This window comes from Providencia stuartii, from assembly GCF_029277985.1.
In the GTDB taxonomy this organism is placed as follows: domain Bacteria; phylum Pseudomonadota; class Gammaproteobacteria; order Enterobacterales; family Enterobacteriaceae; genus Providencia; species Providencia zhejiangensis.
Window position 1 is genome coordinate 505,652 of sequence record NZ_CP119546.1, and the last position, 15,182, is coordinate 520,833.

Annotated in this window: 12 protein-coding genes; 9 read left to right on the forward strand and 3 right to left on the reverse strand. The window is 39.2% G+C overall.

The window, feature by feature from the left end:
• Window positions 1–5 precede the first annotated feature (5 nt).
• Both P2E05_RS02155 and P2E05_RS02160 read right to left on the reverse strand, forming a co-directional pair.
• On the reverse strand, window positions 6–1,115 hold the full coding sequence (locus P2E05_RS02155; RefSeq protein ID WP_276122994.1) for an efflux RND transporter periplasmic adaptor subunit: 1,110 nt from the start codon (window positions 1,113–1,115) through the stop codon (window positions 6–8).
• A 12-nt stretch (window positions 1,116–1,127) separates the two neighbouring features.
• Window positions 1,128–1,556 carry a DoxX family protein gene (locus P2E05_RS02160; RefSeq protein WP_154622216.1) on the reverse strand — a complete coding sequence of 143 codons (429 nt, stop codon included), beginning with the start codon at window positions 1,554–1,556 and terminating at the stop codon, window positions 1,128–1,130.
• A gap of 159 nt (window positions 1,557–1,715) precedes the next feature.
• Here P2E05_RS02160 and soxR point away from each other — a divergent pair, with 159 nt between their 5' ends.
• Window positions 1,716–2,213, forward strand: a complete 498-nt coding sequence (soxR, locus tag P2E05_RS02165) for a redox-sensitive transcriptional activator SoxR (RefSeq protein ID WP_154622217.1) — start codon at window positions 1,716–1,718, stop codon at window positions 2,211–2,213.
• A gap of 286 nt (window positions 2,214–2,499) precedes the next feature.
• On the opposite strand, the gene P2E05_RS02170 is transcribed toward soxR, so the two are convergent.
• Window positions 2,500–3,495, reverse strand: coding sequence for an Ig-like domain-containing protein (locus P2E05_RS02170; protein WP_154622218.1), 996 nt, complete (start codon window positions 3,493–3,495; stop codon window positions 2,500–2,502).
• Between the two features lie 1,230 nt (window positions 3,496–4,725).
• Between P2E05_RS02170 and P2E05_RS02175 the strand changes: the two genes are divergently transcribed.
• The 8 genes from P2E05_RS02175 to P2E05_RS02210 all read left to right on the forward strand — a co-directional run bounded on the left by P2E05_RS02175 (window position 4,726) and on the right by P2E05_RS02210 (window position 15,145).
• On the forward strand, window positions 4,726–5,517 hold the full coding sequence (locus P2E05_RS02175; RefSeq protein ID WP_163860604.1) for an inositol monophosphatase family protein: 792 nt from the start codon (window positions 4,726–4,728) through the stop codon (window positions 5,515–5,517).
• A gap of 43 nt (window positions 5,518–5,560) precedes the next feature.
• The gene (gene uhpC / locus P2E05_RS02180) at window positions 5,561–6,868 is read left to right on the forward strand and encodes an MFS transporter family glucose-6-phosphate receptor UhpC (protein WP_154622336.1); all 1,308 of its coding nucleotides are present in this window, start codon (window positions 5,561–5,563) and stop codon (window positions 6,866–6,868) included.
• Window positions 6,869–7,549: 681 nt separating this feature from the next.
• Window positions 7,550–9,196 (forward strand): Na+/H+ antiporter, encoded by a 1,647-nt coding sequence (locus tag P2E05_RS02185; protein ID WP_272578430.1) that lies wholly within the window; start codon window positions 7,550–7,552, stop codon window positions 9,194–9,196.
• A 906-nt stretch (window positions 9,197–10,102) separates the two neighbouring features.
• Window positions 10,103–10,372, forward strand: a complete 270-nt coding sequence (locus P2E05_RS02190) for a helix-turn-helix domain-containing protein (protein ID WP_154623372.1) — start codon at window positions 10,103–10,105, stop codon at window positions 10,370–10,372.
• A gap of 206 nt (window positions 10,373–10,578) precedes the next feature.
• Entirely contained in the window at window positions 10,579–11,130 is a 552-nt protein-coding gene (locus tag P2E05_RS02195) for a fimbrial protein (protein WP_272687546.1), read from the forward strand.
• Between the two features lie 59 nt (window positions 11,131–11,189).
• The gene (locus P2E05_RS02200; RefSeq protein ID WP_247047624.1) at window positions 11,190–11,780 is read left to right on the forward strand and encodes a fimbrial protein; all 591 of its coding nucleotides are present in this window, start codon (window positions 11,190–11,192) and stop codon (window positions 11,778–11,780) included.
• A 59-nt stretch (window positions 11,781–11,839) separates the two neighbouring features.
• The gene (locus tag P2E05_RS02205; protein ID WP_276122995.1) at window positions 11,840–14,386 is read left to right on the forward strand and encodes a fimbria/pilus outer membrane usher protein; all 2,547 of its coding nucleotides are present in this window, start codon (window positions 11,840–11,842) and stop codon (window positions 14,384–14,386) included.
• 21 nt (window positions 14,387–14,407) lie between these two features.
• Window positions 14,408–15,145, forward strand: coding sequence for a fimbrial biogenesis chaperone (locus P2E05_RS02210; RefSeq protein ID WP_154623375.1), 738 nt, complete (start codon window positions 14,408–14,410; stop codon window positions 15,143–15,145).
• The last annotated feature ends 37 nt before the right edge of the window (window positions 15,146–15,182 follow it).

A 15,182-nucleotide genomic window follows, 5' to 3' on the forward strand; every position in this document is an offset into this window, starting at 1 on the left:
CGTCCTTATGAATCTTGAGCTGTCTTAACGGGTGATTCTGTTAGTGTGTCTTGTGCTACAGGGGTAATGGCAGAACCATTATTGAGGCGAAGTTGCCCTGAAGTGATCACCTTGTCGCCCGCTTTTAAACCTTGCTCAATTTCAATTTTGCCATCCCAACGTTGGCCTATTTTCACCGAGACTTGTTTTGCCGTCATATTTTCACCACTACCTTCAGCAATGAAAACGGTGTCACCGTACGCGGTATAAGTGACTGCGGTTTCAGGAATAGTCAGTACAGCAGACTCTGCTTGACGTATCACATTGACGTTAGCGTACATACCGGCCTTTAACTCACCAGCACTATTTTCTAGCGTGGCTTGGAGTTGGATGGTGCGTGACTTACCGACTAACGGATCAATAGCGCTGATACGAGCAGGGAAGGTTTTGCCGGGATAAGCATCAACATTGATATCGACAATTTGGCCGACATGCAATTCAGGCGCAGCTTGTTCATCAAGAGAAAAGTTGAGTTTCAATGTTTGAGTATCAACCAGGCTAGCTATCGCTTCACCCGGACTCAGGTATTGTCCTTCATGTACCTGACGAATACCGATAGTGCCATCAAATGGAGCACGAATAGCCTTTTGCGCGATTAAAGCTTGTGTTTGGCGGATTAGCCCTTGCGCTATATCGCGCTCTGCTCGTGTACTGTCCACTTGCGCTTCTGCCACTAAATGTTTGGCTGCCAGTGTACGAGTTCTATCATACAGCCTTGACGCATTACGCAACTGAGCTTGATAGCGAGCCAAGTCGGCTTGCTCGACGGCATCATTCAGCTGTACTAGGAGCTGGGCTTTTTTAACCTGCTGGCCTGATTCAAAATTAATTTTTGTGATGCGGCCACTGGTTTCAGCGGCAACAAACACTTGGCTACCGGCCTCTAACTCACCAACACCATAAAAAGTACGTGGAGCATTATCTTGAGTCACTGGTGCTAAAGCGACCTTCACAGGTGGATATTGATAAGCCGCTTGTTCGTCTTTTTCATCTTGAGCATAAGACGTGTAAATCGCGGCTCCACCGCCAGCTGCAATAAGTAAAGAACACAGTGTAACAATTGTTTTTTTATTCATTATCAATACCTACTATTTCTGTGCCTTAACAGCGAAATAAAGCTCACGGAAATGACCCGCGATAGCGACTGCCATTAATCCTCCGATAACCGAAGTGTGCTCAATAGCCCAAAACATGGCGATTTTCGCTTCTTCACCGGTATAACTCCAAAAGGTATGAACAACGACAATAGTCAAGAATAAAAATACGGCTAAAGCACCGGTGCCCAGCCATAGTAGTCGGTTAAAGAGTAATAATAGTGAGCCGACTAGCATGACCGCAGCAGAGGCGATATTGAAAAACCAATCTGGATGTAACCCTGCTGCGCGCATTTCTGCTAGGCTATTTTCATAGTCAAAAACCTTTGCTAGGCCAGATGAAATGAACAGAACTGACATCAGCAAACGAGCGATAATCCATAATGTGTTGCTTTCTAAAATTTTGGCAATTACCGATGGCATAGCCTATCCCCTTTAAAAACAAGTTAACCTGCATGTCATACAATGAGTGCTGTCACCACCTCATGCAGAAAATAGAATGGAATAATCTGAATTGACAAATTCAGTGGCTGGCACTATAAAACCTTAAGTTAAGTTGAGGTCAAGAGAAGGGGGGTAAAAATGACGGAGAAAGACACGAAAACGACAAAAAGGCGTGCTAAGGGTGAACATAAGATCGATTTTACAAGGGCATTAACGGTTGGAGAGGTGGCAAAACGTTCTGGTGTACCTGTATCGACTGTCCACTTTTATGAGTCAAAAGGGTTGATTCAAAGTACGAGAACACAAGGCAATCAGCGACGCTTTCCTTCTGTGGTATTACGCTATATCGCAATTATTAAAGTGGCTCAGAGCACTGGTATTCCATTAAAAGAGATTCAAGACGCATTGGGAAAATTTCCAGCGAATAGCAAACTCACTTCAGAGCAGTGGAAGGAGATGTCAACTGAATGGAAAACGTCGTTAGATAGGAGGATCCGACAGCTCACGCGTTTACGTAATGAACTAGACCACTGCATTGGTTGCGGCTGTTTATCGCTGAGTGAATGTCCACTGCGCAACCCTGATGATGTGTTAGGGCGTAAAGGACCAGGTGCTCGAATTCTAGAACGACCGTAAACGATTGTGATTATTAACTGGTTAAGTGATGAACCTTTCACTTGGCTGGTAAATACTGGTTGGTAATAAGCTAATCTCATTTGAATACAATGAATAATCGAACATTGAGCCTGCTGGAACAGAGTATGACTCGATAACAATCTATAATATAAGGCGGTTTTACTCTGAGTTAGCCAGCAATAATTACTGTATGTGCTGTATGATTAAGCTGCTGACCATGTTTATCAAGCGGTGTTGCCAAATGCACTGTCACCTCACTGATATTCAGCGAGGTGACAGTGATTTTTTACGAAAGAGAAGTGCCTAAATCTTTAAAGATAAAGTGGTGGGTTTCTCTTATGTTAGTAGTAGAGTAGAAATATTCTTTCATTATTGAACCCCCTCTCGAGCAATAGAAAGGTCTACCTTCAATATTAAAATCATCTAATAGCACGGGGTCATCGTTAAGTAAGGCACATCTATTATTCAGCCCATTAAATAAAGTTCCATTAGGGCAGCTAGCTACCCTGATATCGGCTCTATTACTCAGATGAAAAGAGTAATAGCGACCAGGCTCAAAAACAAAATCTTCACCTAAAAGGCCAAAGTGACCGAGAAGACTTCTAGGACCTGTAATGGTAATATCACCTTCAATCGTACTGGCAGGCACTTCTGGAATAAAGCTAATAAATTGCGGTTCTGCATAGATATTTTCTGTAACCGCATGAGCGGTAATAAACACACTTTCTGCTTTGGTATCCGTAATAGTAATGAGCAATTGTCCATAAGAATCCGTTACGCCGAAAGCAGGCGCAATGTTAGCTGAACTGGTTGCTGGTAATTTATCAAATGTAATATATTCATTTTCTTTTGGCTGACCATTAACAAGTAACTTATAGACGATATAGTTAGTATCTTTTCCGTCAGCTTGGGCATTATTTTTCAGAACGTAAGAGAACAATTCATTATCAGTATTATTATGATCAGAAAATACACTCGTTGTCGACGTTGAGTAATTTTGATTATTATAATTAACTAGGGCAAATACTAATACAGACTCTTCTGTACTCGCTAATAAAACACGACATTTTCCTTCTGAATCTGTGTGTGCCGTTATACTACGTTGGTCATTTGAAAACTTGGCATTTTGATGACTGGTATGAAAACTCACTTGAGCGCCATTAATTGGCATATCACCAAAAGAGAAGACACAGATAATCTCATTATAACTGACACCATCCGCTGATGCGGTATTAGAGCTAGTGATTAAAAATATAACGTTAGAATTTGATTTTTCATTCATAATAGGTCACCTTATCGAGGTTTTTGTTAAAATTAAAATAAACTTACGGGTAAAAAAGAACGACTTTCTTTAATCATTAAAATAAAATAATCAAAAATGCGGAAGCATCTATAAACATGAAGCAAACATATCCTTATGAAATTATTATTTGGATTATCAAATTTTAAATATGGTTTAATATAATGTATTAAAATGTCAGCTATTATTTTATTAAGAACTAATGCTTAATATTCAGTTGGTTATCCAGTCATCAAGTTAACTTTTGATAAATAATGAGTCTAAATTTAGATTATGATCCAGTATGTCTGGTGTATTCATTACTGTGCTGTTGTTATTGTAAGTATCTTTATTTCATTATGTGTTTTTTCTCATATTGATAATCATCTGACTCAGTGGGAATTTAGTGAGTGATTATAAGTATCATCTGTTTTCTTTAATTTACAAATAAAATAGATAAATAATATATTAATTTTAATTTGGTCTTTTATTTCTTATATAAGATGATTTTTTCGATCTTAATGGGATGCGATTAAGGGAATTAATCTATTTAATAATGTTCATCACGGGAGGAATGTGCAATATATTCAGTCGACGAATTTCAGAATGAGAAGGGTTAATTGATTTCGATTTTTATTTGAATGTTGAAATAGTATTGATAATAGCGAACACGGTTATCTGTTTAGAATCATTCAATAACATTATTTATTAAAAACTATAGATTAAAGAAAATGCGACTTTAGATAATATGAATTATCTAAAACAGCTCAATAAATAAAGCATACTATATTCTGACTATTATCAAACAGCGACCTTTCAGTATAAGCTCTGTTCAAAGCACACACTCTGACGAATTCATTTCTCTCATTGGTTTTTATTCGTCGAACTTAGGTCTGTATTTTATCAGTGCTAAGCCTCAGTCAATCTCTGGTCACTCTACGTATTATTCCTTGGCTTGACAGCCGTTATGCCGAATTACGCACTATTTCCGTGGAAACTTATCAAGATCATCGAGACAAAATCCCTCAGTCTATAAATTGAAACATTATTGAAACAATAAATTCACAAAACCATCAAGTTGGTTATTGTGTCTCAAGAGTCAAATTTCGCTATGGGTAGAGTGAAAACTCAATTCATATATCAACTATTTAAATAAAAAAAAACAAATGGTTAAGTTTTTTAGGTCGCGAAGATGATCGTTAAAAACAGGCAAGCAGAACAAGAGAGGTCACCATGGATTATCGTATTTTTTTACAAGCAGCACATGTTGCCGCAGACAGGGCTCGTTATATTTTAACGGAACATCGTAAAAATAAACTTTATGAGCACATCTATTTTGATACTAAAGATGATGAAAGTCCTGTTACTGAAATTGACCAGTATGTAGAACGAGAAATTAGACAAATTATCCAAACATTTCATCCCGAACATAACATTTTGGGTGAAGAATATGGCTTTCAATTAGGAGAATCAGAGTTTACTTGGGTTATTGACCCTATTGACGGTACTCGGCAATTTATTGCAGGGATTCCGATTTACGGCACACTCATTTCGCTTTGTCACCACGGAGTACCTGTTTTAGGTATTATCGAACACCCTGCCGTCTCAGAACGTTGGGTTGGCGTAAAAGGCCACCCATCAACATTAAATGGCTTGCCCATTCAAACCCGTAATTGCACTCAGTTAGAGTTAGCGCTCATGTCTTCCAGTAATACCGAACCTGTCTTACCTGAACATCGCGCAGGCTACGAACACATTATACCTAAAACGAAATGGCGAGTTTATGGGGCAGCTTGTTACTCCTATGCCTGTCTTGCTACAGGGCGTATTGATTTAAGTATTGATAGTGGTGGCATGCGGGAGGTTGATTACTGTGCGTTAGTCCCCGTTATCGAGGGCGCTGGAGGAAAAATTACAGATTGGGATGGAAAACCGTTAACGATGCATTCAGGAAAAACCGTCGTTGCGGCGGGAACAGCAGAGCTCCATCGACAAGCATTGGAAATATTACAGCAGTTTTTATAAATAACGACAAAAAATAAAAATAATGGTTATTGAGGAGAATGTTATGTTCCGATGGATAAAAACGTTACCCGACCAACCCCCTATAACAGATAAAAAAGAAATAGATAAACTTTATCGTTATTGGCGAATTCATATTATGATTGCGTTATATGCTGGGTACGCAACGTATTATTTCACCCGCAAGAGCTTTAATTATGTGATGCCTGAAATGATTAAAGATCTGGGAATTAGTATTTCTGATGTTGGTATATTAACGACGGCATTTTATTTAGTATATGGCATCTCTCGTTTTGCTTCCGGTATTATGAGTGATGCCTCTAATCCCCGCTTTTTCATGGGAGTGGGATTAATCATTACTGGGTTTATCAACATTTTTTTTGGGATGAGCTCAAGTTTATGGTTATTTACTTTCTTTTGGGTGTTAAATGCGTTTTTCCAAGGCTGGGGATGGCCGCCATGCTCTAAGTCCTTAACCTCATGGTATTCTCGTAATGAGCGAGGGCTATGGTGGTCTATTTGTAATACCTCCCATAATGTTGGTGGTGCTATTATTCCTCTATTAGCTGGGGGGCTAGCAGTACATTATGGTTGGCGTTACGGTATGTATATACCCGGTATCATTGCAATTGTTGTTGGGTTATTTGTCTGTTTACGTTTGCGAGATAAACCTTCAACAATGGGGCTGCCAACCGTAGGACATTGGCGTAATGATGAACTTGAATTACAACAAGAAGCCTCTAGTCGAAAATTAAAACTTTGGCCCATTTTAGTTCAATATATATTTACCAATAAATATGTTTGGTTATTAGCCATATCCTATATTCTTGTTTATATCGTACGTATTGGATTGAATGACTGGACTAATTTATATTTAGTCGAAGAATATGGTTATGATTTAATTAAAGCTAACTCAGCCCTGTCATTCCTAGAAATTGGGGGATTTATTGGCACATTAGTCGCTGGTTGGGGATCTGACTTTTTCTTTAAAGGGAATAGAACACCGATGAATATTATCTTTATGATAGGTATTGGTGTTGTGGCTGCTTTTTTATGGCTATTCCCTGAAATGGGGTATTTATTAATCTCAGTCTGCTTCTTTTTTGTTGGTTTCTTTATTTTTGGGCCACAAATGTTGATTGGTATGGCGGCCGCAGAAGCTTCTCATAAAGATTCAGCTGGTGCTGCAACTGGGTTTGTTGGTTTATTTGGTTATTTAGGCGCGGCTTTGTCGGGATACCCACTGGCTAAGATCATTGAAACCGCAGGGTGGAATGGTTTCTTTATGACAATGATAATCGCCACACTTTTATCAGCAGTATTGTTATTACCTTTATTAATAAAAAAGAAATAACACGTTCTTAAACGTATAAAGAGCGTTAGTGGTAACGACACTAATGCTCTTTTTCTGTATCCCTATCATCTATTTAACGCCGATATATGCACTCACCTATGCATTGTTTCAATTACATTGCTCATGCATTGAGATTCATCACCAAGAAAGCGGTCTTTGCCATAAGTTCGAATGTTAAATATTGATGCCAGTGATAGCGGGAGTGAATAGTGTCATACGTATCACTGGCATATTTAATCGTTCGTCTGAGTCTGTTAGTGACCATTGAAGATAGGCAACAGTGTTAGCGTGATAGGAAAGGAGATCAGCAGATTTAAGCAACCAACAATATACTGACTCATCTGTTTTCGAGCCTTCAGGCAAACAGAAAGGGCATGACAACAGAAACAACTGGGTGCCTAGATGTTGAAGAGAAAAAAACGCCAGAAAAGCAAAATTAAAGAGGGGAATGTAATTTATCTGTGCTAATTATAATAAATATTTAATTATCATTAAGATAGATTTTCATTCATCACTATTTGATGATAACGGTAATATTTTGTAACAGAATGATTGTGTTATAAGTTTTATGATAATTCTGTTTTTTTATTTTCTGACTAAATAGGTACTTTACATCGATTCAATTTATCTATTTACTTTCCTACTGATAACGTCTATTTAGTTTAAAATTGGAGCAAATCCATGTCAGTTGTGACCCTTGTTTTGGTATTTTTACTCGCCGTGATTGTGAGTGTTTTTATCTCACGGTTACTTAAGGATATTATTCCTTTACCTATTATTCAGATAGCGCTCGGTGCTGGGCTATCCGTTTTTGGTTTTACGGTTGAATTTGAACCGCATCTATTTCTATTCCTGTTTATTCCTCCATTACTGTTTTTAGATGGATGGCGTATCCCTAAAGAAGCGTTATTCCAAGAAATAAAACCTATCATGTCGCTGGCAATTGGCCTTGTTGTGGTCACGGTGATTGGGATGGGGTTCTTTATTCACTGGTTGATTCCTGCTATCTCACTCGCCGTTGCTTTCGCGTTGGCGGCCATTTTATCCCCGACTGATCCGGTATCGGTCTCTGCAATGACAGTTAACTCACCTTTACCTTCGCGTATGGCGCATATTCTTGAAGGTGAATCACTGCTCAATGATGCAACAGGTCTGGTTTGCTTTAGTTTTGCTGTCACCGCAGCGCTAACCGGCACCTTCTCATTAGCATCGGCGGCTGGACAATTTGTACTCGTTGCTTTCGGCGGTATTTTAATTGGTTTGTTAGTGGCTTGGGTCATCGGTTGGTTAAACCAATTTTTAGTCAAGCGTACGGGGGAAGAGCCTGCTATCCAAATTATGATCAGCCTATTAATGCCATTCAGTGCATACCTATTGGCTGAACATCTGCATGTCTCTGGTATTTTAGCCGCGGTGGTTGCGGGTATCGCAATGCACTATGAAAAAATTGCAGGACGCATGCAAGCCGCAACGCGTATGCAGAGTAAGGCAGTATGGGATACCGTACAAACAGCCCTGAATGGTATGATTTTCATCCTGTTAGGTGAGCAATTACCAAGTATGTGGAATAACATGCCAGAGGTAGCCAAAGCGGCTGGTGCTAGCCATCCATGGATGCTATTTGTATACGTGATTGTTATTACAGTGGCATTGGCTATTTTACGTTTCGGTTGGGTATGGATATCCATGACATTAACGGTATTCCATAATCGCCGTCGTGGTAAAGAGGCTGATGTATTACATATACGCATGATGGCAGTCATGGCGACAGCGGGGGTACGAGGCGCCATTACTTTAGCGGGTATCTTAACTCTCCCATTATTGATGCCAGACAACTCCTTGTTTCCAAATCGTGATGTTGCAATCTTTTTAGCGATGGGGGTGATTCTCTGCTCTTTGTTGATTGCCAGTGTCGCATTACCTATTCTGACCAAAGGGTTAGTCCAAGATTTACCGTATGATAATGATGAAATTCGTGCACGTATGGCATTGAATGAAGCCGCAATGGCTCATTTACGCGAGCTAATGAATCATCCTTCAGAGGATATGGATGAAATCGCAATGCGTACAGAAGTCGGGGCCCAATTATTGGAAATCTATGGCAGACGTTTAGATAACACCGATGAAACCGAATCCGATGTTTATGATTTACATAAAATGATTGATATGGAACGTGAAATGTCTCGTTCTGCCTTACAAGCGAAGCGCGATGCGCTATATCTCATGCGTAAAGGTAAAAATATCAACGAACGTGTATACCATCGCTTACGTGATGAATTAGACCTCAAAGAAGAGACGCTAAATCATCATAAAAACAAAAAGCATTAATGAAAGCGTGGCCAGACTATATGTTCTGGCCCTTTTTTTATCTTTTAAGCATAAAGGCCACTTCCCAGCTCAATAGCTTGATATGCTATGGAAAAACCTTGTTTATCTCCAGCATCTCGTTGTCATCGCAGGAACCTTTTTAGTCATTGATTAAACTATCGTGCTAAGCAATCATGTGTAAAATAAAAAAGTGACAATAGAATAAGTAATGAGATAATAATTAACTAAACCAATTAATAGCAAAGAGATTATATGATCATATTGCTCAATGGGTTATTTTAATCACAAGGGAGATAATAATGTGAATTAGATAATAACAAGTTGGTATTATTTTAATTATTTTTTGTTCTTGGTGTTTACTTTTATATTTTTCAATTGTTTTAATGTTGCATGACTTTCCTTTTAACTCATTTTTTGGGTAATTGTGGTTTTTATGTTTGATGTAATGATTTTTATTGATATTAATGTTGTTTTTTTATTTGTTGATGGTTTTATGCTGTTTTTTTAATGTCGAGTTAAATTGTTTTGTTACAAATAGCATTAATGATTAATTTTATATTTTTTTTCATTTTTATATTGAATAATTAATTGTCTTTTATATTATTTAATTCGAATGTGTTTTGTTTATCTTGTTGGTTTTAAAGGGTTAAATCAAATTTGCAATCGTATATAACGATCGATTTAATTGCCTTTGATAGCATTTATCTATGAATTATTAATGATTCGATCGATATAAACGTATTTACAGTCTCTAATGATAACTCTATATTTCATTAAAATTATGTTTTTTTATTTATTATGTTGCGAACCAATTTATGAATTTTATTTTATTCATGATGGTGAGGTTTTTAAATTAAAGATTGGCTTGTTTTTTAAATGTTAACTATATTTTCGTTGGTTTTTAATATGATTAAAAATAGGATTCTACTACGGCAAGATATTGGTGATTTTTTAAGATCAGCAAGAAGACGTAAATCGTTAACTGGGCTTCAAGTTGGAAAGATGCTGCACGTCAGTCAGCAACAAATATCCCGCTATGAACGAGGTGAAACGAGTATCAGTATTGAAACATTAGATGTGTTATTGAAAGCACTCGATATGGATTGGTCTGACTTTTTTTTCAACGTAATGGCTAACTACTCAGCGGAAATAGCAGAAATAAAGCTATATCGATAATATCTAATAATGAAATTATCAGTAAATAATATTATTTATACGCGACGCTCCAATATTGCGTATGAAGGAGGAGAAAGACGGTTTGATCAAGGATGATTTTTTTATTTAGCGATTGAAATTTCAATGAAATATTAAATTTACGTCATTAAAGAATTTTTAATGATGGGGTTGCTTCAATTTAAATTTTATATTGAAAGGAAAAACACATGAGATTAATTAAATTCACGCAGGTGGTTGTTATTGCTACCTCTATGGCCTCTTTCAACACCCTTGCAGATAACACAGGAACATTAGATTTTATCGGTACCGTCGTCAGTACTCCCTGTAATATTGCACAATCCTCATTAAAGCAAACTATTGATTTTGGACAACTATCTCGCCGTGCTTTAGAGAACGGTAGAGTCGCTGAGGTTGACTTTAATATTGAGTTCACGGGATGTGATTTTACTGATTTTGATAAAGATGCGGGTGGTAAACCAATAGCCGTTAAAGCGATGGAACTTGTTTTTACGGGGCAAAGTTATGCCGATGCGGCTAATACTTTACTGGCGACGTCAGCGGGGAACACAAACAATGTCGGAGTGGGGATTGATGGGTTCGAATTTGGTAAAGCTAAAGATATCTTATCGATGATAGTGAATAAAAAAGGAAATAATACTTTAAAATTCAAAGCGCTGGCTAAAGCTGTTGATACCACTAAAGAGGTTGCCGAAGGGCAATTTAGCGCAACGTCCAATTTCCGTATTACTTACCAATAAGCAGGATGGCTGCCCGCCAGTAAATTGCTGGCGGCATTATTGATATGTGGAGGGATACAGTGAGCGCATACAAACAGCTTATTCGTTTTCATTGCCAAGTAATGTGCTTAATCATGTTATTCACGCTTGAAATCGCTGTTGCATACGCGTCTGTGGATGCTGATGAACGCGCTTTTAATGGGATGACAAGAATGATTGGCAACGTGGTGGCAACTCCTTGTTCCATTGTCATGCCAAATCGCCACCAAACGATTAATTTTTCTCCTTTAACGTTGACGATGCTTTCTACGATGAGTCGTCGGGAACGTTATAACCAGCCATTTATTATTGAGTTACGTGATTGTGGCAGTGTGTATTCCTCTATTGATAGTAAAACATGGTCAATTCGCTTTGATGGTCAAAAGGCACAGCAAATTGAGGCTTTTGTATTGCGTGGCCCCTCTCAAGGCTTGGGGGTCTCAGTATTGAATGATCAATCACAGGTCCTCATTCCTGGGCAAAATTATCCCTTATCTCATCATGTGCTACGACAAAACAAATCTGGGCAAACCCTTTTTCTACGTTATTTTTTACGGCTAGAACTGACAGGGCAACCGATTCAGGCAGGTAACTATCAAGGTTTGATTCGTTTTTTCATCGATTATCAATAAGAACAAAATGAGGAGCCTCATAAGGTCTACGTCGAGGGAACTCTTTTGCAGTATTTGGGATGGAACAGAGCATGATGTTCAAACATTGCAAAGTAAGGCAGGTCGTTTTATTTACGTTTGGCTTTATGGCATGGACAGCTGGCGCTTCCGAATTCAATACCGATGTACTGGATGCCCAAGATATCCAACATATTGATATAAGCCAATTTTCTGTCGCAGGGTATGTACCGCCTGGTGACTATGTATTGACAGTATTCGTTAATGGTTTGCGCTTGGGGGCACCCCGAGACATTACGGTGTATGACGAAAACACACAGGCTGAGGTACCGTCACAAAGGATTTGTATTCCTGCTGATATGTTGGAATTGATTGGTTTGAAAAGTTCGGCAGAAAAAAAGGTCACACTCTCAGATAATGGCCAGTGCCTCGATTTTTCATCTCTATCAGGGATACAAACAAAAGTTGAATTATCAACATTGTCACTGCATATCACGATCCCTCAAATGTGGATGGAATATCGGGATCCGTATTGGACACCACCGGCATTATGGGAAGAGGGCATCAATGGCGGTTTTATTGATTTCAACGCTAATATGTCAGCGACTAAGGAAAAAGGGGGAACCCGAAGAGTTTATTTATCAGCAAATGGCACGACGGGGATCAATATTGGTGCTTGGCGATTACGCGGAGACTATCATGCTAATTATCAAAACCAGCGTGGCTCACACTATCCACAGGAAACCCATCAGTTTGATTTTAGCCGCTTATATGCTTTTACCTCATTAAAAGAATCCGCCGCTATTTTGACGTTGGGGGAAAATGATTTCTATTCGGATATCTTTGACGCATGGCAATACAGTGGTATTTCGCTAGAAAGCGATGACCGAATGTTACCGCCAAAGCTTGTTGGCTATGCACCAGAAATTATTGGCGTCGCCAATACTAATGCAACGGTGATTATTCGTAGTCAAGAGCGGGTAATTGCCGAAACGGCCGTACCACCCGGTCCGTTTCGTATTCAAACATTGGATAGCGGAATACGAGGGGTAGTAGATGTCACTGTACGCGAAGAAAATGGCGAGGAGAAAAAATTTAGTATCAGTACTGCCTCGTTACCTTATTTAACCCGTCCGGGCAGGTTGATTTATAAATTAGTTGGCGGAAAAACACGTTATGACGGCCGTCACCTGACTGGTCAGCCTATTATTGGCGGTGAGTTCTCTTATGGGGTGTCCAATACTTGGTCAGTTTATGGTGGAACACAGGCAAACGGTTATTATCAAACATTAGCGCTTGGTTTAGGGCGTGATCTTTTTGCTATCGGTGCGATTTCAGCTGATATTACCCAATCGTTTTCAGATCTTCCAGACGAAAGATTACAGGGGCGCTCTTATCGGTTTAACTACGCGAAATCATTTGATGATTTACGCACGGATATCACGTTTGCGGGGTATCGTTTTGCTGATAAAGAATACCGAACGTTAACACAGTTTATGGATGAAGAGCGCATTGGCGTAACGCCTCGCGCTCAAAAAGAAAATTATCAAGTTTATCTGAATAAGTATTTTGAGAACTTTAATATCTCTTTGAATTATCAATATAGTACTTATTGGCAAAATGATTCACAAACACAATATGGTTTGTATGCGAGCACGAATATGAGTCTGCCAACGCTATCTCAATATGATACGAATTTATCATTATCGGCGACTCGTACTGAACGTGATAATGGCGTCGCAGATGATGCTATCAACGTGTATTTTTCGGTGCCACTTTATACAGGCCATAGTGTAACTTTCTCTGAACTTTATTCTCGAGCATCTGGTCACCATCAATATAACCATAACATTGGTTATAGCGGTTATAACGCCACTGATAATTACAGTTTAAATATGGGATATAACCATGGTCAGAATATTGATAATCAAACCAGCCTGAGCGGTTTCTATTCACGAGACCTGTCACAAGCCAATATTTCTGCAAACGCGAGCTATGTACCTCATCAATATCGCAGTATTGGTGGCTCAATAAATAGTGGCGTGACAGTAACGGCGAAAGGCGCTGCATTACATCGGTCTGCTCACGGTGATACTCGATTAATGATCGACACGGCGGGAGCCAGTGGCGTGCCATTAGATAATGGCGTGATAAAAACGAATGGCTTTGGTCTGGCAGTTATCCCAAATGTGAATAGCTACCGTAAATCTACCGCATCAATTAATACCAGTAAGCTACCTGATAATTTAGAAACGATGGTATCGACGACAGATATTACGCTGACTAAAGGGGCCATTGGTTATCGTCATTTACCCGTGATGAAGGGAGAGAAATTATTTGCCATTTTATCGTTAGAAAATGGCCAAAGCCTCCCCTTTGGTGCCAGTGTGCGTAATGCGGATAACCAAGAATTAGGAATTGTTGGGGAAGACGGAGTCACTTGGCTAGTCGGTGTTTCTGCACAAGAAACACTGTTTGCTTACTGGAATAACCACAAACAGTGTGAGCTAAGGTTACCAGACAATTTCACGCAATCGTCCAACATGTTGCTGCTGCCGTGTATTCAGAGCGCCACTTCTTTACCAACCGCGTATTCAAAAGGTCATTAAATTAGGTTAATGGGGTCATTTATGTTGAATTTAAAGTTACATCATGGGCTATTATGGGGCTGTTTTTTGCTAACAATGTCAGTTGCGATGAGTGCATATAGCGCCATTACATTAGACCGAACAAGAATTATTTTTCCCGGAAGCGAACGTTCTATCAATATCCGGATCACGAATGATAATCCTGAAGAAGCTTATTTAGCACAAAGCTGGATTGAGGATTTACAGGGAAATAAATTAACCAAAGGGGCAATTTTATCAACGCCACCTTTGCAGAGAGTCGAAGCAAACAGTGATAGCTTAGTGAGATTGAGTGTAACGCCTTTGCTTGCGCAGTTACCTCAAGATAGAGAGTCGGTATTTTATTTCAATCTGCGGGAAGTTCCCCCAAAATCCACGGAAGGGAATACATTACAAATTGCGTTGCAGTCTCGTGTTAAGTTGTTTTATCGGCCTACCCGTATTTTAGCGGAATCAGAAACGCGATGGGCTCATAAGGTCACACTAACTCGAACGACAAAAGGCTATAAACTGCACAATCGGACCCCTTTTCATTTAACGGTGATTGGTTTAGGCGATAGCAAAACGCAATCAGAGAAAAGCCATTTTGATGTCGTGATGGTGCCACCAAGATCTACGCACGATATGGCATCCTCCAAATTAGCAACCCCCTATCTTACCTATATCAATGATTATGGTGGCAAACCTACACTGGCTTTTCAGTGTGTCAGTGATGTTTGCACAGTGACAAAAGAGCTGTAGTCACGCTTCTCAAACAAGATAGTCGAGGGGGAAGGCA